A 23,974-nucleotide genomic window follows, 5' to 3' on the forward strand; every position below is an offset into this window, starting at 1 on the left:
TGACAGATCGTCATCGAGACTTAACTCTTCAGTATCCAATGACAGATCGTCATCGAGACTTAACTCTTCAGTATCCAATGACAGATCGTCATCGAGACTTAACTCTTCAGTATCCAATGACAGATCGTCATCGAGACTTAGCTCTTCACTATCCAGAGACAGATCATCTTCGAGACTTAACTCTTCAGTATCCAGAGACAGATCATCTTCGAGACTTAACTCTTCAGTATCCAGTGACAGATCATCTTCGAGACTTAACTCTTCAGTATCCAGTGACAGATCGTCGTCCAAGCTTAATTCTTCAGTTTCCAGAGAGAAATCATCAATGCTAAGTTCTGCTGTATCTTCCCGGGGTGCTTCATCAGCTTCAGATAACATGGAAAGACCAGGATCTTCCTGTTCTAGATCATTATTCTTAATTTCTTCAACTGTCATCTCGGCAGTATTGAAAATATTATCAAGCTCATCACCCGTAAGAACAATTGACTCATCATCGTCTTCGTCAAAAAAACCACCGTTCTGATTATCTTCTTCTTCATCAGTAGCGGTCTGAACAGATTTCGTTCCTAAATCAAGTTGTTTTCTAATATCGAAAATCTCTTCTTTTATTGAAGAGAGATCTTTTTCAATCTTTGTAAGAAGTTCAGTTTGTTTTTCAACAAGTGAGAGTGCTGCCGCTGAGTTGACAGATACTTCAGGTTCGGGACTGTCATTAAGATCAGAAATATCTATATTATTGGAAGGCATGAAATCATCTGCCGCCTGTAGGTCATTTTCATCAAGATCCATCTGTTCATCCGTTTCATCCCATGGTGCGTCATCAAGATCATCATGATCTTCGGGAGACCAATTATCTTCTGACATGGAAATAAGCTCGTCCTCTTCCTCAGGAGAAATGAGATCATCTCCGAAATCATCAAGATCCGGTAGCTCATATTCCTCATCAGAATCAATCAGTTCATCATTGAAATCACCGGAAAAGACCTCATTGTCGAGATCTTCAATAGGAGTTTCATTAAGACTGAAATCATCTTCATTGCCGTCACTGATATCAAGGTCATCAAAGTTCAGATCATCAAGACTTTCTTCTTCTATAGCAACAGATTCAGATTTAATTGATGCATCACTGAGGTCTTTTTTGACCCATGTACCATAATTTTCAAGTTCAATATTATTGTTATCTATTTCCCTGGCCATCTACTGCTCCTGTATCCAGAATAATAAACCTTTAATGAATTATCGGAAACCCAGTTGATAAAGTTGAATCTAACAATCATTTTAAAGCATTTTAACAGATTATGCATTTATGGTGTTAAGCTTTTTAAAGAATATCCGTAAATCAAATAAGATGAAGAACCTGAATTATTATTGGCCTCTTATTACAGCTTTGTTATTTTACTCGATTTACAGCATTCTCTGGGGTAGTACCGGACTTAATGCAGTTCATGAAATGGAAGTACGGAAAACGATGCTGGAATATAATCTTGCTGAACTCAGCAACATCAATCAACAGTTAAATGAAGATCTGGTTTCACTCAGTTCTGATCCAGAGCGTATCGCTATTCAATCAAGGAATCTTGGATATATTCAGGATCGTGAAAAGATGCTTTTTGTAAACCTGAGCGGAATCAGCAGTTCACAGCTTGATGTGGGTAAAATACTGCATCTGGATAATATTGAAAGCTCATCCGGTCTAGGCATCAAATGGCTGACTTTTATTATTTTTTCAGCAGGACAAATTCTTAATTATCTGCTTAAAAGAAAAAAAGGACCGGCAGTTTAAATTCCGCCGGTCTTGTTCAATCAATATTTTTATTAGTCAATAATCTTAACATTCTGACCGGAAAGGGAATCTGTATCCACAGGCTTTGTCAGATGATCCCTGAAAAGAGATTCTCTCTGATAGAGAAGCTCCATTGGTACCTGATAGGCCTCTTCAAGGAGCTCCCTGCTCAAGACAGTGGAAGAAGGTCCCATACTGATGGAATGATCCTTATTGAAGAGCAGAGTATTGTCAGAATACTTCTGAGAAAGATCCAGTTCATGGATAGAGTAGTAGACAGCAACATTCCGTCTGCGGCTGAATTCTATTATATATTCAAGAATAGTCTCTTTCCATTTATACTCCAGCGCAAATACAGGTTCATCCATCATGATGTAGGGTGAGCCATATAACAGGCTGAAGGCGACACAGATTTTCTGCATATCTCCCTTACTGTTTTCCTGGAATTTTTTACCAAGACTCTCCTTCAGACCGAAAACCTTAATAATTTCCTCGACAAGGCCGTCTGCACTCTCTTTATTCTGTTCATAAACATAATAAAGAAGAGATTCTACTGAATCTTCAGTCTCAAATTCCATGTTCTGATAAATCATGGAAACGATTTTGCTTCGTACAGCTTCATCACTGATCTGCCTGGAATTCATTCCGTTTATCAGAACATCTCCCGTATCAGGCATCAGCCGTCCTCCAGCTAGAAGGAGTAATGTACTCTTTCCTGTTCCGTTTTGTCCGATAAGAGTTGTGACTCCGCCTGGAAGACTTAAGTTCATATTACTGAATATATCAGTTTCTGATTCTTCATAGCCGAAGTTCACATTCATCAGCTCGATGGATCCGCTCATTATTTTCCCCGTTTAAGTTTTATATACTCCGGTATGGTGTTCATGGGGGGCCGTTCGGCTTCAGGAATATTGAACTCTACAGTCTCGAATATTTCATCTTTAACCTGAAATTGTCTGAACACAGTGGGTAATTCATCAAATTTCTGAAGCATTCCGTACTGAACCAGTCTGTTAAGAAATGTCTGAAGTATTCCAAAAGACATTTTTCCCAAAGCTCTGGTGGTCTGATTTCTGTGTACTCTCTGATCAAGGTCCGTCTGGGCGAAAGCACTCATACCGAATTTTTGATACACATCCAGAAGATGGGATGTTTCCACACCATAGCCGATTGGAAAAGGAATACTGTCCAGTACCTCTCTCCTTACTGCATACTCTCCTGAAAGCGGCTGAATTATAGCGGTTAGTTCTGGAAAAAACAATGAGAATAGGGGACGTGTTAAAATTTCAGTTACACGTCCGCCACCGGATGGTCGTATACTGTCTGAAAAGGCCAGAGGGCGATCGTAGAATGCTTTTACATACTGAACTTCAGGTCGTTTTATCAGAGGGCCTACCATCCCGTATACAAAACGGGGATGAATATTTTTAATATCAGCATCGATATAGACAATAATGTCACCCTTAAGCTGATATATGGCCTTCCAGAGATTCTCACCTTTTCCCCTCATGGGTTCAAGATCCGGGAGAATATCCGAGGCAAGATATGTATCTGCACCGAAGGAGGCTGCAGTTTCAAGAGTCCTGTCTTTTGAACCAGAATCGATTACGGCAATTTCATCCAGAAGAGGATAGCGGTTCATAAGTTCTGACTTGAACATTATGACCTCTTTACCGATTGTCTTTTCCTCGTTAAGTGTAGGAATACACAGGGAAATTGTCAGTCCCTGTTTCTCTTTTTCATCAATCAGCTCTTTAAGATCTTCAAAGTTGGAATGATGGTAAGTGTTGTCTTTAAGCCAATTATTAATCTTCATTACAATACCCCTTGTCTACTGCCTGAAGAAGGGCTATAAGCTGGGCGATCCCCTTCTTCATCGGTTCTATCTGTATCATCTCATCCATTTCGCCCAGGTGTTCACCGTCAGTAAGGCCTATGGTTACTGCAGGAATATTCTTATCTATAAATGCCGAAACTTCAGATGTACTGGGAGAGAGCCTTGGAGTTACTCCCAGACGTTCAAGGATGGCACGACTGGTCTTATTCAGAGAATGAGAGAATTGTGTACCTCCCGGACGCCTTCTGGCCATCTCAATGAAATTGACCATGGCACCGGTCATTGAAGTCATTTCATCTGCAAGGGAACGTATTCTTACTGCAAGATCTTCTACCATTTCTTCAGATTCACTGCGGACTTCAAATTTCAGAGAAGCCTTGGTAGGAATCGTATTATAAGATGTTCCTCCCCTTATAGAACCAAGCACTATGCTGGTTTTAGGTTTGCGGGGTAGGGGAATCTCAAGAATCTTGTTGATCATCTCATTCATATTTACAATCGCACCAACAGAGTTGAACCGGGTCCAGTCATACTCTTCAGGAACTTCGTAGTTCAGTTCACCCCTGAGCATACCTATTGAAGAGTAGCTGAGGCGTCCCAGTTTTACACCTTCCAGGCATATACCTGCGGTAATGGGTTTCTTAAAATTATCCATGAAGAAGCGCAGACCTTCGATATCACCGTTACCGAGGCTTTTGGAAGATCCCATCAGGATCAGGTTCGATTCAAATTCGATTCCAAGTTTATCAAGAATCATCGGGAGGGTGGCGAGGGTGGCGAGTCCCAGTCCATTATCACCGACACCGGGACCGATAACCTTATCAGGCTGAACCGTAATCGTATGGTCAATACTGGAGGGGAAGATTGTATCCATATGGGCAATAACAAGAATATTGCTATCCCTTGACTTACCCGGAATAATCCCCAGAGCATTGCCTTTTTCATCGGAAGAACAATTTAGAAGATTATACTCTGTAAAGCGGTTCAGAAGAAAATTATTCCTGTCCTGTTCTTCAAAGGTAGGAGCGGGAATCTCACTGATCATGATAAGATTTGTTAAAAGCGTCTCTTTTATTTTTTCAACAGCTTCTTCATACTCGGGAAGTCTTTCCAGAATTTCGTTGCAGCTTTTATCCATTTTTTTTCCTGATATTTGCGTTGCTAATCTATCTTAATTATAGAGAATGAGCGCTATTTATCAATGAGTTTAGATCATAAATATCCTTTTGTTACCTAATAATCCTTTTATAAAGAAAAGATTGTATACTCATGCTATTTTTAATAGAATATAAATGACTGTAAATAAAAGAAATTTCGGAGGGATCAAGTGAGTGGTAGTTTTGATTTCAGAATAAAGACTCTGGGAGAATGTAAAATTCCTTCTCCCATGCCTTTTTCTAATATACACGGTGATAGTATCGCCAACTTTGTGAATGATGAACAATATGTTCTGCATTCTGTTATTAAAGGTGAAAATCAGGAAAAAAAGAATATTCATGAGTTTGCCCTTGAAATGTCAGGTCCCAGGGCAAAGATTTTTTTTAACCCAGGCCATGTCCATGCTGGAATTGTTACTTGTGGAGGACTCTGTCCCGGTCTGAATGGTGTTATCCGCGCCATAGTTCGTACTCTATGGCAGAGATACGGTGTACGCCGTATCTCTGGAGTACGCTATGGTTTTGTAGGTTTTATGCCGGAAGAGAATCTTCCGACTATGACTCTTAATCCTGATGTCGTAGATGATATTCATAATATGGGTGGAACGATTCTTGGATCCGCCCGCGGTGGTTCTGATGTTACTAAAATTGTAGATGCCCTGGAACAGCTCAATATGAATATGCTCTTTACCATAGGTGGTGACGGAACACAGAGATGTGCATTGGAAGTTACAGAGGAAATTAAGAAACGGGGTCTGAAAATTGCAGTTGTAGGTATTCCGAAAACTGTTGATAACGACCTTAAGTTTACTGATAAATCATTCGGTTTTGATACGGCAGTCTCAAAGGCTGAGACTGCTGTGCATGCGGCACATGTTGAAGCAAAATCAGCTATGAATGGAATGGGTCTTGTGAAGGTTATGGGCCGTGAAGCCGGATTTATTGCGGCTCACACTACATTGGCAACAAGTGATGTAAACTTCTGCCTTATTCCTGAAGTCCCTTTTGATCTTGAAGGTGAAAATGGGCTTTTGAGGCAACTTGAAAAAAGACTTAGGAATCGGGGGCATGCAGTGATTCTTGTCGCCGAGGGTGCCGGACAGGAACTTCTTGCGGCAACGAATGAGAAGGATCCCAGCGGTAATAAAAAAATGGCAGATATTGGTCTCTTTCTTAAGGATCAAATCATTAAGTACTTCAAAGATATTAATATGAATGCCAGTCTTAAATATATCGATCCCAGTTATATGATCCGTGCTTCAAGAGCTAATCCAAATGACTCACTGTACTGTGCCAGGCTGGGAGCCAATGCTGTGCATGCGGCTATGGCAGGTAAGACTGGTATGCTTGTTTCCGAATGGAACAATTGCTTTGTTCATGTACCTACACAGATGGCCGTACATGAAAAGAATCAGGTAGATCCGGAGAGTCCTCTCTGGCGTGATGTTTTGGAGGCAACTTACCAACCTATCGTTATGAAAGATGAAAAAAAGAAATAGGTAATTCCCATGCTCTTAAAAGGGCCATAAAAAGACCGGAAAGCAGGGCTTTTCCGGTCTTTTTTATTATCCCTGAAACCATGACCATCCAATGCAGGCCATAGAAATATGGAATGATAATTTAGATATCAAGTATCTCTGAAAAAGTTTTCAGAGCTGTATCCATGTCGTCTCCGCCGGCCAGAACCTGTCCGGCCAGTTTTTTCCCAAGCTGTACACCTTCCTGATCAAAGGAGTTCAGATTCCAGATAAACCCCTGAAACATAACTTTATTCTCAAAATGAGCCAGAAGTGCACCCAGTGCTTTTGCATTAAGCTGTTTTCCGATGATTACAGAACTGGGCCGTCCACCTTTAAAGTTCTTATTTGCATTGTTGTCGGGACTGCCCTTGGCAAAGGCTACAATCTGAGCAACAAGGTTGGCTTTAAGTTTCTGCTGACTTGTAGAGCCCTCATAATCCAGGTCGGAATCAATCTGTGAATCCAGAAAACCGATAAACTGGAGAGGAACAATATCTGTTCCCTGATGCAGAAGCTGGTAGAATGAATGCTGACCATTTGTACCTGGTTCACCGAAAATGATAGGTCCTGTCGCATAATTTACATCCCCGGCATCTCTGTTTACAGACTTTCCGTTGCTCTCCATATCCATCTGCTGAAGGTGGGCAGGGAATCGGGACAAAGCCTGGCTGTAGGGAAGCACCGCGGTTGTGGGATAACCCAGTACATTACGTTCAAATATACCCAGCATAGCGTCCATCATGGAAGCATTGGAGCGAATATCACCGTTGAGAGCCAGTTTATCTGCCTCTGCTGCTCCCTGAAGAATATCATCAAAGACTGAATATCCAAAGGCCAGAGAGAGGACTGCACCACCCACAGCAGAGGTACATGAGTAACGGCCTCCGATAAAATCATCCATATAGAACGAATCAAGAACATCAGAGGACCCTGCCAGAGGGCTTGTTTCACTGGTAACTGCAATCATATGTTTTGAAGGATCCAAACCACTGATACCAGCCTGCTTTGATTTTTCAAATACAAAGTTTCTGTTGGCCAGAGTCTCCTGAGTAGTACCGGATTTAGAAACAAGAATAAAAAGAGTTGTCTCAAGATCCAGTGCCGCAATTACCGCATTAGCATCATCGGGATCTACATTTGAGATGAACGCCGCATTCATTACGGGGGTGCATACATTTTCAAGAGATAGATAGAGGGCTCTGGGACCTAGGTCTGAACCACCGATTCCGATCTGAACAACAGTATCAAATTTCTTTCCCGTTGAACCTTTAATCTCTCCGGCATGAACCCTCGAAACAAAGGCTTCGATTCGTTTGAGCTGTTCCAGATAGAACTCTCTCTGATTTTTGCCTTTATACATAACGGTTCCGGCAAGTTCCCCTCTGGTCAGATGATGGAGTACCATACGGTTCTCACCGGTATTGATAAAGGATCCTGCTAATAGATCTTTATATTTCTCAATAAGCTGCTGATCATCAGCCAGAGTCTGAAGCTGATCAATCAGTTTTTCATCAACTCTTTTGGCAGCATAGTTGTACTTAAGACCGCCTCCGGCATTGATATTTGCTTTTTTTATCCCCTCGGGATTTAGCAGTGCGTTCTGTTTGACATCTTCAGAACGTGCCTGGAGTGCTTCATAGCTTTCCAGAGCATCAAGATTTTTATATTGAATAGACATAATTCCCCCTGTTATTGGTTCCTTAAATATAATTGGACTGGCCTGCATCTTCAATAGCTGAGCTGATTTGAACAAAAAAAGGGTCTGCTCCATAGAAAGCAGACCCTCAGTAATCTTTAATGATTATTTGTCGTGGAAAGATGCGGCAGTTGCCTTGATTTGAAGGGCCTGTCCGGAATCATCCTGCAGTTTGTTCTGTACCATGGCTGTTACACCGGTAGAGAGACCATAGAGATTGATAAAACCTTCTGCATCATGGTGGTCGTAACTGGATTCTCCAAAGGAGGCCAGGTCTTCCAGGTAGAGTGCATAGGGTGACTTTCTTCCTGCTACAAAGACATTTCCCTTGTACATTACAAGTTTAACTGAACCCGTTGTATACTCTGTAGTCTTCTTCATGAATTCTTCCAGGGCATAGCGGCTGGTGGTGTACCATTTACCGGCATATACCAGATCGGCATAGTCCAGAGCCAGCTTGTGTTTAAGATGAAGGGCATCATTATTGATGGTAAACATCTCAAGATCCCTCAGAGCAGTGTGGAGTAGAGTTCCACCGGGTGTTTCGTATACACCACGGCTTTTCATTCCCACCAGTCTTGTTTCAACAACATCTATACGGCCGATACCATGGGCAGCAGCTCTTTTGTTAAGTTCCTGGAGGAGTGCATAAGCTTCCATTTCCTTTCCGTTAACGGCAGTAGGAATTCCTTCTTTGAAATCAATAATGATCTCTTCTTCTGTATCAGGTGCATCTTTGGGGGATGTTGTCAGCTGAAACATCTGCTCCTGAGGTCTGTTCCAGGGATTTTCCAGGTCGCCGCCCTCATGACTCATATGCCATACATTCCAGTCTCTGGAGTAGATATTTTTCTTGGATATCTTACCAAGATTGATATTGCGTTTTTCAGCATACTCAATGGCATCTTCTCTTGAGTGGATATCCCATATTCTCCAGGGGGCAATAACCTTGAGATGTGGAGCAAGGGCCTTGTAGGTCAGTTCAAAACGAACCTGGTCATTACCCTTTCCTGTACAACCGTGACACAACGCATCACAGCCTTCAGCAAGGGCAATATCAACCTGGTATTTAGCCTGGATGGGCCGTGCAATTGATGTTCCCAGTAGATACTGACCTTCATATATCGCACCGGCTCTTACCATTGGATAAATATAGTCTTTTGTCAGTTCTTCCCTCAGATCGGCAAGAAAGTATTTGGATGCACCCGCATTGAGGGCTTTCTGTTCCATTCCTTTCCAATCTTCATCCTGTCCCACATTGGTACAGATGGCAATGACTTCAGCATTGTCGTAGTTTTCTTTCAGCCACTGAATAATTATTGAAGTATCCAGTCCGCCGGAATAAGCCAGGGCAATTTTTTTTATCTTTGTATCGCTCATAACATCTCCTTAATTGATTTAAATAATATCTTTACTCCATCCTGGAGTTCTTTTTCACTGATAACCAGGGGTGGAACAATTCTCAGAACTGCTTTCCCTGATCTTAGCAGGAGTAATCCATTCTCTCTGCATTCATTCATAACAGCAGGAATCTTCTCTGCTGTTAGTGAGTCAAGCTGAAGTCCTACCATCAGACCCTTTCCAAGTACTGATCCCTTTAGGTTTTCTTCTTTCATAGTTTTCTGTAGAAGAGAACTTAAAAATTGTCCTTTTATCCTTACAGAATCTAAAAAATCTTTATTGTTGATATGCTTCAGTACTTTCAGGGCCACCTGGCAGGTCACGGGACCTCCACCGAAGGTTGTTCCATGATCTCCGGGACTGAGAAGATCATTTACTTTGGCTGGAATAAGTGTTGCTGACAAGGGAAGGCCGGCAGCAAGAGGTTTAGCCAGGGTAATTATATCTGCATTGAGACCGCAGGCGGCTGAAGCGAAAAGAGATCCTGTTCTCCCCAGACCTGTCTGAACTTCATCGGCAATAAGAATTACATTATTCTCTGCACAGAACTTGTTAAGAGTTTCAATCATCTCAGTACTGAGAGAGACCAGTCCCCCTTCACCCTGAACAACTTCAACAATGATGGCTGCAGTATCAGCAGCATCTGAAAAGCTTTTAAGAGCATCAGGGTCATTGTAGGGTAGAATTGTGCAACCGGGAATCAGGGGGCCGAAAGGAGTTTTATACTTCTCAGTCGCCGTTACACTCAGAGCTCCCATGGTTCGGCCATGGAATCCTGATGAGAAAGAGATCAGGCCGATTGCATTATCTCCTTTCATCTTTTTTCCATAGAGCCTTGCGTATTTCAGGGCAGCCTCATTGGCCTCAGTTCCGCTGCTGCCGAAATGAACGGCAGCAAAGTTACCGGCAGCTGTCAGAGTCTCTGCCAGCTGTACTGTGGGCTCGGTTGTATAGACGTTAGATACATGAATCAGTTTTTTCATCTGATTATAGGCGGCCTCCGCCAGATCTTCTCTACCGTATCCCAGGGCATTAACGGCAATTCCGGAACCAAAATCCAGGTATTCCTTTCCGCCTTTGTCATATAAATAGCAGCCTTTTCCATAATCAATCTGCAGGAAAGTATCTGCGAAATTCTTTGGTAGGGGCGGGTTCTGTATCAAATATGGTGTCATTGTGTTCTCACTCATGCTTAGTCCTTAATCAAGGCCGCAGGGTTCCTGAGTATAATACTCGTACCCTTTGTTCCGGCTATGATCTTTTCAAGATCTCCGGGGTTTTCATAATTAGTTATCTGTATTTCTTTGACGCCCTGTCGGATAGCTGCCAGAGAAGATCTGACTTTTGGAATCATTCCTCCCTGAATATCTCCATTACTGATAGAGTCTTCGATGTATTTTTCATCCATTGAAGACACAACAGCACCCTGTATAAGAATTCCCGGTATATCCGAGATAAAAATCAGATCATCAGCATTGACCGCTCCGGCTACTGCAAGAGCGGCTTCATCTGCATTTATGTTCATGCCCTTTCCGTCAGAATCAGTACTGACAGAGGATAGTACCGGGAAAAAATTATTTTTCATCAGTATTTCCAACAGGGAAGGATCTACATCCTTAACAGTTCCTGTTCTGTTTTCTTCGCTTCCAGTAAATTCAGCTGACTCAGAGATAATAAGAGAGCCGTCCGCTCCTGAGAGTCCCACTGCATTGAGGCCGGATTTCTGAAACAGTCTTACAAGATGTTTATTCATCAGACCCGCAAGGCCCATATCAACAAGATCCATTTCAGGAACAGAAGTCATCCTTCTTCCATCAATAAAACGGGGCTCCAGATTATACTGTTTCTGAATTGAACTGACAGCCGCACCACCGCCATGAACAAAAACGATTCTGTAACCCTCTGATATCAGACTTTTAATTTCCAGAGCCATCTCTGTTATCAGTGAAGAAGACTCAGCTGCCTTTCCACCTGCTTTTATTACAATTGTCTTCATCAGATCTCTCCGTGCAGTCTTAGACCGGCACTCTCTTCAAATCCGAAGCGGATATTCATATTCTGAATAGCCTGTCCGCTGGCTCCCTTGATCAGATTGTCAATCACTGAGAAAAGTATGAGATTTCTTCCTTCAATATGCCAACTTATATCACAGCGGTTAGAACCCCAAACCTGCTTTGTCTCGGGTATTGCTGGAAATACGGTTTTAATAAAGGGTTTATCTTTGTAAAAATCATTGTACAAAGCTTTCATCTCATGGTTACTTATGTCTTTGCTGAGAACACAGCTGCTTGTGACAGCCATACCTCTTTTCATCGGTACAAGATGGGGGACGAAAAGAATCGTTGTATTGCTGTCGGCCTTCTGAGCCTCTTTCAATATTTCCCATGAGTGTCTGTGACTGGTGCCTGGAGAGTAGGCACAGGTATTTTCTGAGCGTTCAACAAGTAGATTACCTATTTTTGCTTTCCTTCCTGCCCCGGAAATGCCTGAAAGAGCATTGACCATAATACCGCCTGATATAAGTCCCTTTTTAAGGAGAGGAATCAGTGGAAGAAGAGTCGCGGTAGGGTAGCATCCGGGGTTGGCTATGAGATCAGCTGTCTGAATCTTATCTTTATATATTTCAGAGAGACCGAAAACAGCAGAAGGAAGTAGATCCTCTCTGGGCGGTTTTTCTCCATAGGCTTTTTCAAACAGGAGGGGATCTTCAATTCTGAAATCAGCTGAAAGATCTATTACAACCGAATCTTTATAAAAGGGATCACAGACCACTGCTGATGCCAGATGGGGAAGTGCTGAAAAAACTACTTCCGGCTTTAACGCGGCAGCGTCTTTTACCGAAACATAAAGACCTGAAGTCAATGTCATTTTATTATTGATTGAGGGATGCAGCCCCGAATCTGAATCAATAACCGAAGATCCTGCAATAGATGACGATACAGCAATTATCTGATCAATATCAGGATGTGTACTGAGTTGCCTCAGCAGGATCTGTCCTGTATAACCGGTTGCTCCCAGTACAGCGGCTTTCATTATTCCAGCTCCAGTTCAGGTATGATATTTTTGATTGTTGCAAGAAATTGCTGAGAACTGAGATTTTCTTTCATCACAATAAGAATTGTGTCATCACCTGCGATGGTTCCAAGAATCTCATCAAGCTCCAGGTTATCCAATGCAATGGCTACTGTATCAGCATGACCCGCAAGAGTTTTCATAATGCAGAGATTAGCTGAGAAGCTGATAGAGAGAAATCCCCTGGTTATATCACTTAGATACTGCTGAGTGGATTCCATCTCTTTTCTGTTTCTGGGAAGGGTATAATAATATCCGTTATTTCCATCGGAGACCTTTCCCACCTTAAGCAGTTTTAGATCCCTTGAAAGAGTAGCCTGTGTAACACTTACTTCCTCTTTTTGTAAAAAGGCTAAAAGCTGTTCCTGACTGGTTATATGATACTCGTTTATAATACGTTTTATTGACTTTAATCTGGCTGTTCTACTGTTCATTTCCCTCAACCGTATGAATATATATTCGTTATAGATGAATAAATATACATACTATTGAGTATTTGTTCAAGATTAATAAATCAGTTTCTTCTTAATCTTCAGCACCGTGCTCTATAAGCAGATCTTTAAGGGTTTCATACTGACGCCATGTTGCATACATCAGGGGAGTGTAACCCCTTTTATCAATTATATTTACTTCGGCTCCACGCTTTACGAGAACCTCTGCTGTTTCCCTCAGCCCCTTCTGCACAGAAAGCAGTAGAGCAGGTACTCCTGCGGATGAAATAGTATTGGGTTCGGCTCCATTTTTAACCAGTTCAAGAGAAGTAAGCTCCATATTTCGGGATATTGCCATTATAAGTATACTGTTTCCGTATTGATTTATGAAATTAGGATCCGCACCGGATCTGATTAATGCGGCAGCAGTTTGTTCCATGTCTCTGAGGACTGCAAGATAGAGTATTGAATCGCCTTCATTATCATACTCATCTGCTCCGGCACCGGCATTGACCAGGGCAACACCCATCTGGTCATTATTATAAAGAATAGCCAGATGAAGAGCTGACCTTCCCCGGGAGTCATAGATATTTGGATCGTCCAATTGATCCAGGGATGAATGGAAACTCTGTATATTCTGATCGGCAATAGCCTTGAATAAGTCTCTCTCCGCATCTGCAAATAGGGGGAAAGATGAAATTAGCATAATAAAAAGGATGAACTTTCTAAACATATATACCTGATATAAAGTAAGTTTACGTAATAATCAAGCTTTTCGGATGTACAGCTTATAACTATAATCATAATAAAATGAATATCACAGATCTTAATAATCCCTTCGGGGAAGCTGTTTATTATAAAGAAGAAACAGAATCCACTATGATTGATGCAGCCTCCTTAAAGAATACTAAGCATGGTTCTATTGTAATAACTGATTTTCAGAGCCTGGGCAGAGGGCGGGGCAGCGAGAGGAGCTGGGATTCCACAAAAGGAAAGAATCTTTTATTTACAGTAATACTTACTCCTGAGAAAATATCACATCCTCTTCTTCGTATCCCCCTTATCTGCGGACTTGCTCTTTGCGAATATCTGAGAGAAACCCATAATCTTGATGCAGTACTGAAGTGGCCCAACGATGTTCTGGTGGATGAAAAAAAAATTGCCGGTATTCTCTGTGAATACCGGGGAGGTCATTTTCTCCTTGGAATGGGAATAAACTGTGAGCAGAAGGAGTTTGCAGCAGAAATATCAGGAAAGACAACATCTCTGAGCCTACAAGGGGTCAGCTCCTGCAGCCCCCCTGAGATACTTGAAGGATTCCTTATGGTACTTAAAAAGAGGCTTGAGAATTCTGAATGGAAGGAAGATGCTCTTTCTTTGTTATATAAAAAAGATGAAGAAGTTTCTGTCTGCGAGGGTCCTCCGGAAAATGAGACAATTACCAGACTCAGGATAGTGGATCTCAGTGATGATGGATTTCTTATAGTCAGGGAACTACCCGATGGTAATCTCAGGCAAATCAGCGCCGGGGAAATACGCTTCACTGCTTTTAAATAGTTTTCCTTATTAATTAGCAAAATATTTCTTGATGAAACGAAATAGAATGAGTATCTTACATCTGAAGATTTTAAGTCTTCTTAGATAAAAAAAATCAAATTACCTGAAATTAGGGAGAGAATTATTTATGGCTAAACAGTTAAAGTTTAATGAAGATGCCCGCAGAAAGCTTCTGGGAGGCGTAGAAAAACTTTCAGACGCTGTTAAAGTTACTCTGGGCCCCAAAGGAAGAAATGTTCTTCTGGACAAAAAGTTCGGTGCACCTACAGTGACCAAAGACGGTGTTTCCGTAGCACGGGAAATCGAATTGGAAGATCCTTTCGAAAACATGGGAGCACAGCTTGTAAAAGAAGTTGCAACCAAAACCAATGATGTTGCCGGTGACGGTACTACAACTGCTACAGTTCTGGCTTATTCTATTGTAAAAGAAGGTCTGAAGAGTGTAGCTGCCGGAATTAACCCCATGGGAATCAAACGCGGAATCGACAAAGCTGTTGAAGATGCAGTTGAAGAGATCAAAAAGATTTCCAAAGACATTAAAGACAAAGAAGAAATTTCACAGGTTGCCGCTATTTCTGCTAATAATGACCATGAAATCGGTGAAGAAATCGCCAATGCAATGGAAAAGGTAGGAAAAGACGGAGTTATTACTGTTGAAGAATCAAAAACAATTGAAACAACAACTGACTTTGTTGAGGGTATGCAGTTTGACAGAGGATATCTTTCTCCTTACTTCGCATCCAACAGAGACACAATGACTACTGTTATGGAGAATCCTTATATTCTGATTTACGATAAGAAAATTGCAAACATGAAAGAACTTCTTCCTCTTCTGGAAAAAGTTGCTCAGTCCAGCAAACCTCTTCTTATCATAGCAGAAGATGTTGAAGGCGAAGCTCTTGCAACTCTGGTAGTAAATACAATCAGAGGTGCTCTGAACGTTTGTGCCGTCAAGGCTCCCGGATTCGGAGACAGAAGAAAAGCCATGCTTGAGGATATTGCTATCCTGACAGGTGGTGAAGTAATTTCTGAAGAAATCGGACTGAAACTTGAAAATGCAGAACTTGAACAGCTTGGTAGAGCCAAGATGATCAAGATTGAAAAAGAAAACACAACCATCATCAACGGTGAAGGTGCTGAGTCTGATATCAAAGAAAGAATTGCTCAGATTAAAGTACAGGTAGAAGATACTTCAAGTGATTACGACAGAGAAAAACTGCAGGAAAGACTGGCCAAGCTTGCCGGTGGAGTTGCAATAATCAATGTCGGTGCTGCTACTGAAGTAGAGCTTAAAGAGAAAAAACACAGAGTTGAAGATGCTCTTTCTGCTACACGTGCAGCCATTGACGAGGGAATTGTCCCCGGTGGTGGTTTGACTCTGGTGCAGATATGCAAATCAATGAATCAGCCTGATGATCTGACTGATGAAGAAATTGTCGGTTACAATATCGTCAAGAGAGCTCTTGAAGAACCTATCCGTCAAATTGCTATAAATGCCGGTGTCGATGGTGCTATCATCGCTGATAAAGCCAAACATGAAAAGAAAGGTATCGGATTTGACGCCTATAGAATGGAATGGACCGATATGCTGTCAGCCGGTATCATCGATCCTGCCAAGGTTACAAGAAGTGCTCTGCAGAATGCGGCATCCATCGCTGCTCTGCTTCTGACCACTGAATGTGCCATTACTGACCTTCCTGAAGACAATGCTGGACCAGCAATGCCTGCCGGTGGCGGTATGGGCGGAATGGGTGGTATGGGCGGAATGATGTAAATCAATCCCCTGTCCCCATGATAGAGGAGGGAGGCGTGAGCTTCCCTCCTTTTTTGGGGAATTTGGATTCATTTTGAATACACAGGATAATAATTAGCAATAAATCAGTGATTTTAAGGAATACAGGAGACTGTTTATGAAAAAGGATGATTTTGTCAGCACCATCGGTTACAGCGGAATTTCGGCAATTTGTGATAAGAATTTACAGAAGCCGGGAACTCCCTTAGAAAAGCTGTTGGAAAATGGATTATTCAAGGCTGCTTTCAGTAAAGCACTCTTTGAAGAGAATATAGCTGATCAGGAAAAGGTGCTGGAATCATACAACAGACAGAGTGCTTCGGAGTATAAATCTATCGAAGAGCTGAAACGTCTATTTGGTGTTTTTCACGTACCTGACAAAATTACCAAGGTTAAACGAATCTAATTGATTCTTGACGGCCCACGTTTTTCTGTGCTAATTTTACCCAACATTTTTTAATTCGAGGATAACTTATATGGAATTTTTGAGTCTAGCTCTCTTAATGGGTATGCCGACCGGTGGTGGATCTTCCAGCTCCGGTTCCATGACAACAAGTCTCGTTACCTTTGCTCTGGTAATCGGGATTTTCTATTTTCTTATTATCAGACCCCAGAATAAGAAGCAAAAAGATACTAAATCGATGATTGAAGCTGTCAAAAAGAATGACAAAGTCGTTACCATTGGTGGTATCAGGGGTACCGTTTTTTCAGTAAAAGAAGAAACTGTCATTGTTAAGGTAGATGATGAATGCAAGCTTGAATTCAACAAATCTGCCATTTCTACTGTTTTGAATGTCTCTCCCGAGAACAAGAAAGACAGCAAGGAAAGCAAAAAAGTCAGTAAAGACAGCAAAGAAAAAAAATAACAGCTACCGGAGAATTTAATGAATAAGCGATTGAGATTCATCGTTGTTCTTTTCTTTCTGGGTCTAGGTGCCTTTTTTCTGTACCCAACAGTACAGTGGTACTTCAACACTCCCGAAGAAAAGAAAACCCTTGCTAACGGCTCCAAGGAACAGATCAGAAATTATGCCAAAATCGAAGCGTCAGAAGACCTCGATACGTTGGTTGAGCTCGTAAAGGACAGCCCCGAAGCGGACTTTCCTGCAAATATCGATTTTCTTGTATCAGTTGCAAAAGACAACTATAAACTTGAAAAACGTGATATGCCCGATTCATGGACTGTTCAGTCTGTTCTGGCGGGATTTCAATCTGGAACTGAAGTTTACAGTGCTCTGGAAGATTACTACAGAGATGATATTCTCAGTCTGAAAGAACTTAAGAACAAGACTCTTATGCTTGGTCTGGACCTTTCAGGTGGTATGAGTGTTGTTGTTGAAGCAAATATGGACAGTCTGGAAGAAAGACTGGAAAGAAAACCTACTGAAGAAGATATGAAAGAAGCCCTCACGCTGGCCATGGAGATTCTGAACAACAGAATTGACAAGTTCGGTGTAACAGAGCCTCAGATCAGAAAACAGTCAAACAACCAGATTTTGATTGAGATACCCGGAGAAGTTGACCCCGAGAGAGTAAACTCCTTCCTTATGGGTAAGGGTAATCTGAACTTTCATATCGTTGACGATGCAGCCACAAGCCGTATCGCCCAATATGCTCTTCAGAATCCCAGTGAAACCTTTGAAAACGGACGTCCTTCAGATAATTCAATTCTTGAAGCGGGACTTCTGGTATACGGACACTACAAAAAAGACAGCTATGGAATCGATCAGTTCCAGAGATATGTTGTTATTTCTGAAGAAATCGGTCTGGACGGACAGCACATCGAGCAGGCTAACGTTATAGCCGACCAGGTAACCGGTCAGCCCAATGTCATATTCAATCTGGACAGTGAAGGTGGAGAAATATTCTACAAGTTCACTTCCGACAATACTAATAATACTCTTGCCGTGGTAATGGATGACAAGGTAAAAGCAGCTGCAAGAATTTCAGAACCTATTAGAAATTCAGTCAGAATCACAGGTTTTGACTCAGATGAAGCCAACGATCTGGCACTGGTTCTAAGAACTGCTGCTCTTCCTGTAGAGCTTGAAGTTACTAATGAAACAGCTGTTGGTGCTTCACTGGGTAACGATGCAATCGATGCCGGTCTGAAGTCAATTCTCTTCGGTTTTATTGGCGTATTTGTCTTTATGATCATCTACTACAAGGGTGCCGGACTCATTGCGGACCTCGCACTGGTCCTCAACCTTGTATTTATTGTGGCTATCCTCTCCTCTTTCAACATGACACTCACCATGACCAGTATTGCAGGTCTTATCCTCACTGTCGGTATGGCTGTGGATGCCAATGTAATTATCTTTGAGCGTATCAAGGAAGAACTGAGAGTGGGTAAATCCAGATCAGCTGCAGTAGAAGCCGGATTTAAAAAGGCATTCTGGACAGTTATGGATGCCAACATTACAACTTTTATTGCTGCCATTTTTCTTTCTCAACTCGGGAAGGGACCCATCCAGGGATTCGCAATTACCCTGGCTGTCGGTATAGTTTGTTCACTCTTTACAGCTATTTTCGTGTCCCGTCTTGTCTTTGACTTCGGTTCCGATGTTCTCAAGAAAGACAAAATGAGCATTGCCTGGGGGCTCAAATAATGGAAAAAGTGATTAACTTTACAAAAAGCAGATTTATCTTTCTGACTATTTCAGGCGTTCTTATTGTTGCTTTCTGGGCCGGTACATTCGCCCAGGGCGGGTTCAACTTCGGTATCGATTTTCGGGCCGGTCTGAGTCAGCGTGTGACAATCAGCTCTGCAGCGAATACTACAGAAGTCAAGGACGCTCTGTCCGGAATCGAAGCACTTCAGGTTCAAACTGTTGGTGCGGGTGATTCTAAAGACTACATGATTCGTGTAGGTGTTGATGAAAATGTAAAGGACTTCCAGTTAGTAACTGAAGATCTTATCAAGGACAGACTCACAAGCGCTTTCGGTTCTGTGACTGTTCAGTCTACTGAGTTTGTTGGAGCACGTTTTGCGGGTAACCTGACCAGCCAGACCATCTTTCTGACACTGGTTGCCATGACTCTGATTCTGATCTACATCTGGTTCCGTTTTAAACTGAATTATGCGGTATCCGCCATTATGGCAATTATCCATGACGTTCTGTTTCTTATGGGATTTATCGGTGTTATGCAGCTTGAGTTCTCCACAGCGACTATCGCTGCGGTATTGACCATTATCGGTTACTCATTGAACGATACTATCGTTATTTTTGACAGAATAAGAGAGAATACAAGACTGATTAAAGACAAAACCTTTAAAGATGTTATCAATATCTCTATTTCTCAGTCTCTTTCCAGAACACTTATTACATCATTTACGACACTTATTGCCGTACTGTTTATCTTCTTCATCGGTACAGGAACCATCAAAACATTTGCGATGAGCCTGATTGTCGGTATTATTGTCGGTACATACTCTTCTATCTACATTGCATCTACTATCCTTCTGGGATGGCATGATTCTGCAGCCAGGAAAGCTAAGACCAAGGTAACCGTCACTAAACCTGCTGAAGTAAAGAAAGTTGAAGCAGCCAAACCTGCAGAAAAGGATTCAGAACCTGCTGTACGGCAGAGTGCTGATGAAATCGCAGAGGCTACTGAGAGGAAAAGAAAAAGCAAAGAAAAGAAAAAGAAAAAGAAATAATTCTTTTAAACTTTCGCTTTTTTTGAAAACAGCTCCCAACAGGGGGCTGTTTTTGTTTATAATATAAAGCTGAACCTGATAGAAACTGAGAACCTTAAATTTAAATATAAATGGAGTGAATATGAGTTTTATTGATTTAGTAGTAAAAACAAGAAGCTGCCGCAGATTTGAACAAAAGTCACTACCTGAGGGGTTTCTGGAATATCTGGTCAAGGCTGCCGGGGCCTGTCCCTCGGCGGCGAATCAGCAGCCTCTGAAATATATCACCATAGATAATTCGGATTTTATGAAAGAGTTATATTCCCATTTAAGATGGGCCGGTGCCTTAAAGGATTGGGATGGACCCGTAGAAGGGGAACGTCCTACGGGATATGTGGCAATCATCCTGGATAAGGATATCAGCTTATCAGCCGGTCTTGATATCGGGATAGCTGCCCAGACCATGCAGCTTGCTTCGATGGATAAGGGAATAGCCTCCTGTATGATAGGTGCATTTATGAAGAAGGAAGTGACATCTCTTCTGTCTCTGGATGATTCAAAGGAGATAATGCTTATTCTGGCTCTGGGATATCCTATGGAAGAGAGGGTTATGGTGGATGTAAAGGGTGATGGAGTAACTGCCTACTACAGGGACAGTAAGGGAGTTCATTATATTCCTAAAAGAAGCCCTGACACTCTTCTGATCAAACATATTTGATAGAGTGCTCCGGCTGAGAGCCGGGGCATTCAGCCGGGATTCCGTTTTCCGTTCATCTCATCTATTGAAAGTTTCATAATTAGGACATCAGACAGAGCTTCAGGTTTAGCCTCGTAAGGCTTTGTCCATTGCTCCGGATTATCTTCCAGCTGGGCGAACATACATCTCAATGCCTTCATCTTTTCATCTGTCTTGTGGATGACTTCAAGAAGACCGTAATAGACTACTGAATGATAATAATGATTACACTTTCCATGCTGATATCCGTCATCCTGAATAACAGTCCCGCAGAGATAGGGATTACTTTTAAAAAAGTCAATTTTTGTCCCTTCCGTTGAACAGTGAAAATAGAGGATATCTTCATCTTCATCCAGACCGTAACTTAAAGTCAGTATGTATGAATCATTTCCGTCTGTAAGTGCCAGGGTCGTGTATCTGCCCTTTGAAAGAACGGCTCTTAATTCAGATCTGCAGTTAAAAAATTGTTTCTGATTATGCATATTTTCAAAAGTCCTCGTTAATGAAGTAAATATACCATAATTCCAGAAACGGATAAACAGAAAAATCAACTGCTGGGGAGCTCTTTACTTGTTCAAAACAATTGATACTATCGCTTTATATTTGTTACTATGCACAAAAGATTTGATTAGGAAGGGCGCATGAAGGCTATTGAACTGGAAAAAACCTATAATCCAGGTGAATTTGAAGACAGAATTTATCAGTACTGGGAAGAAGGCGGGTATTTTAAACCCGCAGGAGATGACAGTAAAGAGCCCTTCGTCATAGTCATTCCTCCACCGAATGTCACCGGAGTCCTTCATATGGGACACGGGCTCAATAATTCATTACAGGATATTCTTATCCGCTATCAGAGAATGCAGGGACGTCCCACTCTATGGGTTCCCGGTACCGACCACGCAGGCATTGCCACTCAGAATGTTGTAGAGAGAAGACTCAAAGAGAAAGGTCTGGGCCGGCATGACCTGGGACGGGAAAAATTTATTGAGGAAACCTGGAAGGTCAAAGAAGAGCATCACAGCGTTATCACCAAACAGCTGAAGAAAATCGGAGCCTCCTGTGACTGGTCCAGAGAACGTTTTACCATGGATGAGGGTCTATCCGGTGCTGTTCGTGAAGTATTTGTAACTCTTTTTGAACGAGGGCTCATCTACAAAGGAGAATACCTCGTCAACTGGTGTCCCTCCTGCGGTACCGCTCTGGCGGACGATGAGGTTGATCATGAAGAAGAGCAGGGTGTACTCCACCATGTTAAATATCCCTTGAGTGATGGGTCAGGTTCTATCGAAGTAGCCACAACACGTCCCGAAACAATGTTTGGTGATACAGCTGTTGCGGTTCATCCCGAAGATGAGCGTTATGCTTCTGTTGTAGGGAAAACACTGGACCTTCCTCTGACAGATAAGAAAATTAAAATCATTACAGATACATACTGTAACCGCGAGTTCGGTTCGGGTGCTGTAAAAATAACCCCCGCCCATGACCCCAATGACTGGGATATCGGCAACAGACATAATCTGGAAAAGGTTAATATCCTCAACGGTGACGGTACGCTCAATGACAATGTACCAGAAGCATTCAGAGGAATGGACGTAAAGACTGCCCGTAAGGCCACAGTGAAAGCACTTGAAGAGGGCGGGTTCCTTACGAAAATTGAAGATCAGCCCCACCAGGTCGGTCACTGCTACCGCTGTAAATCAGTCATAGAACCCTATATGTCTGATCAGTGGTTTGTAAAGATGAGCGGCATGGCCGAAAAGGCACTCAAAGCCTGGGAAGAGGATAGGGTTCGCTTTTATCCTAAAAGATGGGAAAATACTTATACTCACTGGCTCAAAGGCATCCGGGACTGGTGTATTTCACGTCAGCTCTGGTGGGGTCACAGAATCCCTGCATGGACCTGTGCCGACTGTGGTGAGATCCTGGTTGAGAGACAGGACCCCAGCAGCTGTTCAAAATGCGGCAGCACAAATATTGAACAGGATCCCGACGTTCTGGATACATGGTTCAGTTCATGGTTATGGCCTTTTTCAACTCTTGGATGGCCTGAAAAGACCGCAGATCTTGAAAAGTTTTACCCCACATCAGCTCTTGTAACCGGATACGATATTATATTCTTCTGGGTAGCCCGTATGATCATGGCATCCGAAGAGTTTATGGAACAGGCACCTTTTCGTGACATCTACATCACCCCTCTGGTAAGAGATAAACAGGGACGTAAGATGTCCAAGTCACTGGGGAACGGAATTGATCCCCTTGATATAGTTGCACAGTATGGTGCTGATGCCATGAAATTCACTCTGGCATATCTTTCAGCTCAGGGACAGGATATTCCTCTTGAAATGGAAGACATAAAACTGGGAAGCCGTTTCTGCAACAAAGTATGGAATGCATCGCGCTACATCCTGATGAACCTTGAAGGACGTGAACTGCTGGATACTCCTGACATTACACTCAATGCAGCAGACAAATGGATCTATCACAGACTGAACTCCGCCATTGCAAATGTAACAAAGGCCGTAGAGGTTTATCGTTTTGATGACATGTCCCATACAGTTTATGAATTCTTCTGGAATGATTTCTGTGACTGGTATGTGGAAGCTACAAAACTGTATCTCTACAGCAAGGATGACAAAGAGAAGGACAGAGCCGTATCCGTACTGCTGGATGTTCTGAACAAGTCGCTGCGCCTGCTTCATCCCTTTATGTCTTTCCTCACCGAAGAGATCTACCAGAAACTTCCCGGAGTTGACGGACCGCTTATCACTGCTTCTTTCCCTGTTGTGGATGAGGCTCTGAATAATCCTGAGCTGGAAAATAACTTTGCTCAGCTTCAGGATTTTGTACAGTCAGTAAGAACTTTCCGCTCAGAGTTTAATATTCCACCTTCAAAGGATATTAAAGTCAGGATTAAAACAGCTGACAAGACAATGACCGATTTCATGAAGAGTGAAGGGGCTCTGGTTTCCTCACTGATCCATTGTAATGATTTTGATATTCTGGATGCATCAGATGAGACTATTGGCTCCGTAACAGCCGTTGGTAAATCTTTTGAAGCCTTTCTCTATATCCGGGATATGATAGACGTGGATAAGGAAATCGCCAGACTCACAAAGAATATCGCCAGGAATGAGAAGCTGTTTATCTCCACAGAAAAGAAACTGGGAAATGAAAAGTTTACATCAAAGGCTCCTGATGAAGTTATTGCCAAAGAGAAGGAAAAGCTGGAAGAGTTTAAAAATGCCATCGAAAAGATGAATACTTACCTGGCAGAGCTGAAAAGCTGATTTTCCTGTCCCCCGGATTTCCCGGGGGGGCATAAAGAATTGACAATAAAAATGCCGGCTGTGGA

22 protein-coding genes are annotated in these 23,974 nt (G+C 42.3%); 10 read left to right on the top strand and 12 right to left on the bottom strand.

Going from position 1 to position 23,974, the window contains the following annotated elements:
* On the bottom strand, positions 1 to 1,197 hold a 1,197-nt coding region (locus DV872_RS14815), incomplete at its 3' end, for a hypothetical protein (protein ID WP_147283179.1).
* Positions 1,198 to 1,306: 109 nt separating this feature from the next.
* Here DV872_RS14815 and DV872_RS14820 point away from each other — a divergent pair.
* Positions 1,307 to 1,783 carry a septum formation initiator family protein gene (locus DV872_RS14820; protein ID WP_114630735.1) on the top strand — a complete coding sequence of 159 codons (477 nt, stop codon included), beginning with the start codon at positions 1,307 to 1,309 and terminating at the stop codon, positions 1,781 to 1,783.
* 32 nt (positions 1,784 to 1,815) lie between these two features.
* Here DV872_RS14820 and DV872_RS14825 read toward each other — a convergent pair whose 3' ends face one another.
* The 3 genes from DV872_RS14825 to DV872_RS14835 are packed head-to-tail and all read right to left on the bottom strand — an operon-like array spanning position 1,816 to position 4,758.
* Positions 1,816 to 2,625: an ABC transporter ATP-binding protein gene (locus DV872_RS14825; RefSeq protein WP_114630736.1), complete on the bottom strand. Its 810-nt coding sequence runs from the start codon at positions 2,623 to 2,625 to the stop codon at positions 1,816 to 1,818.
* Positions 2,625 to 3,599, bottom strand: coding sequence for a glucosyl-3-phosphoglycerate synthase (locus DV872_RS14830; protein ID WP_114630737.1), 975 nt, complete (start codon positions 3,597 to 3,599; stop codon positions 2,625 to 2,627). The genes DV872_RS14825 and DV872_RS14830 overlap by 1 nt, the downstream gene beginning before the upstream one ends.
* Complete coding sequence (locus tag DV872_RS14835; RefSeq protein WP_114630738.1) at positions 3,589 to 4,758, bottom strand: peptidase dimerization domain-containing protein; 1,170 nt, start codon at positions 4,756 to 4,758, stop codon at positions 3,589 to 3,591. The genes DV872_RS14830 and DV872_RS14835 overlap by 11 nt, the downstream gene beginning before the upstream one ends.
* Before the next feature lie 189 nt (positions 4,759 to 4,947).
* Here DV872_RS14835 and DV872_RS14840 point away from each other — a divergent pair, with 189 nt between their 5' ends.
* Positions 4,948 to 6,276: an ATP-dependent 6-phosphofructokinase gene (locus tag DV872_RS14840; RefSeq protein ID WP_114630739.1), complete on the top strand. Its 1,329-nt coding sequence runs from the start codon at positions 4,948 to 4,950 to the stop codon at positions 6,274 to 6,276.
* A 121-nt stretch (positions 6,277 to 6,397) separates the two neighbouring features.
* Here DV872_RS14840 and DV872_RS14845 read toward each other — a convergent pair whose 3' ends face one another.
* The 7 genes from DV872_RS14845 to DV872_RS14875 form a co-directional block, all read right to left on the bottom strand.
* A complete protein-coding gene (locus DV872_RS14845) occupies positions 6,398 to 7,969 on the bottom strand; it encodes a glucose-6-phosphate isomerase (protein WP_171832110.1) in 1,572 nt (523 codons plus the stop codon).
* Positions 7,970 to 8,098: 129 nt separating this feature from the next.
* On the bottom strand, positions 8,099 to 9,373 hold the full coding sequence (locus DV872_RS14850) for an argininosuccinate synthase (RefSeq protein ID WP_114630740.1): 1,275 nt from the start codon (positions 9,371 to 9,373) through the stop codon (positions 8,099 to 8,101).
* A complete protein-coding gene (locus tag DV872_RS14855) occupies positions 9,370 to 10,584 on the bottom strand; it encodes an aspartate aminotransferase family protein (RefSeq protein WP_230391496.1) in 1,215 nt (404 codons plus the stop codon). Before DV872_RS14855 ends, DV872_RS14850 begins: the two co-directional genes overlap by 4 nt.
* Before the next feature lie 2 nt (positions 10,585 to 10,586).
* Entirely contained in the window at positions 10,587 to 11,390 is an 804-nt protein-coding gene (gene argB / locus DV872_RS14860; protein WP_114630741.1) for an acetylglutamate kinase, read from the bottom strand.
* Entirely contained in the window at positions 11,390 to 12,427 is a 1,038-nt protein-coding gene (argC, locus tag DV872_RS14865; RefSeq protein WP_114630742.1) for an N-acetyl-gamma-glutamyl-phosphate reductase, read from the bottom strand. Before argC ends, argB begins: the two co-directional genes overlap by 1 nt.
* Positions 12,427 to 12,900, bottom strand: coding sequence for an arginine repressor (locus DV872_RS14870; protein ID WP_114630743.1), 474 nt, complete (start codon positions 12,898 to 12,900; stop codon positions 12,427 to 12,429). Before DV872_RS14870 ends, argC begins: the two co-directional genes overlap by 1 nt.
* A gap of 91 nt (positions 12,901 to 12,991) precedes the next feature.
* Positions 12,992 to 13,603: an ankyrin repeat domain-containing protein gene (locus DV872_RS14875; protein WP_158546990.1), complete on the bottom strand. Its 612-nt coding sequence runs from the start codon at positions 13,601 to 13,603 to the stop codon at positions 12,992 to 12,994.
* Positions 13,604 to 13,707: 104 nt separating this feature from the next.
* Between DV872_RS14875 and DV872_RS14880 the strand changes: the two genes are divergently transcribed.
* The 7 genes from DV872_RS14880 to DV872_RS14910 all read left to right on the top strand — a co-directional run bounded on the left by DV872_RS14880 (position 13,708) and on the right by DV872_RS14910 (position 20,604).
* Complete coding sequence (locus tag DV872_RS14880; RefSeq protein WP_114630745.1) at positions 13,708 to 14,454, top strand: biotin--[acetyl-CoA-carboxylase] ligase; 747 nt, start codon at positions 13,708 to 13,710, stop codon at positions 14,452 to 14,454.
* Between the two features lie 127 nt (positions 14,455 to 14,581).
* On the top strand, positions 14,582 to 16,228 hold the full coding sequence (gene groL, locus DV872_RS14885) for a chaperonin GroEL (protein WP_114630746.1): 1,647 nt from the start codon (positions 14,582 to 14,584) through the stop codon (positions 16,226 to 16,228).
* 136 nt (positions 16,229 to 16,364) lie between these two features.
* Positions 16,365 to 16,652 (top strand): hypothetical protein, encoded by a 288-nt coding sequence (locus DV872_RS14890; protein WP_114630747.1) that lies wholly within the window; start codon positions 16,365 to 16,367, stop codon positions 16,650 to 16,652.
* Positions 16,653 to 16,722: 70 nt separating this feature from the next.
* Entirely contained in the window at positions 16,723 to 17,112 is a 390-nt protein-coding gene (gene yajC / locus DV872_RS14895) for a preprotein translocase subunit YajC (RefSeq protein ID WP_230391497.1), read from the top strand.
* 18 nt (positions 17,113 to 17,130) lie between these two features.
* Positions 17,131 to 18,855, top strand: a complete 1,725-nt coding sequence (gene secD / locus DV872_RS14900; protein ID WP_114630748.1) for a protein translocase subunit SecD — start codon at positions 17,131 to 17,133, stop codon at positions 18,853 to 18,855.
* Positions 18,855 to 19,907, top strand: coding sequence for a protein translocase subunit SecF (gene secF / locus DV872_RS14905; protein WP_114630749.1), 1,053 nt, complete (start codon positions 18,855 to 18,857; stop codon positions 19,905 to 19,907). Before secD ends, secF begins: the two co-directional genes overlap by 1 nt.
* A 121-nt stretch (positions 19,908 to 20,028) precedes the next feature.
* The gene (locus DV872_RS14910; protein WP_114630750.1) at positions 20,029 to 20,604 is read left to right on the top strand and encodes a nitroreductase family protein; all 576 of its coding nucleotides are present in this window, start codon (positions 20,029 to 20,031) and stop codon (positions 20,602 to 20,604) included.
* A gap of 29 nt (positions 20,605 to 20,633) precedes the next feature.
* On the opposite strand, the gene DV872_RS14915 is transcribed toward DV872_RS14910, so the two are convergent.
* On the bottom strand, positions 20,634 to 21,104 hold the full coding sequence (locus tag DV872_RS14915) for a pyridoxamine 5'-phosphate oxidase family protein (RefSeq protein ID WP_147283180.1): 471 nt from the start codon (positions 21,102 to 21,104) through the stop codon (positions 20,634 to 20,636).
* Positions 21,105 to 21,263: 159 nt separating this feature from the next.
* On the opposite strand from DV872_RS14915, the gene DV872_RS14920 reads away from it, so the two are divergent.
* Positions 21,264 to 23,909, top strand: a complete 2,646-nt coding sequence (locus DV872_RS14920) for a valine--tRNA ligase (RefSeq protein ID WP_114630752.1) — start codon at positions 21,264 to 21,266, stop codon at positions 23,907 to 23,909.
* Positions 23,910 to 23,974: the final 65 nt, after the last annotated feature.

This window comes from Oceanispirochaeta sp. M1 (assembly GCF_003346715.1).
GTDB lineage: Bacteria > Spirochaetota > Spirochaetia > DSM-2461 > DSM-2461 > Oceanispirochaeta.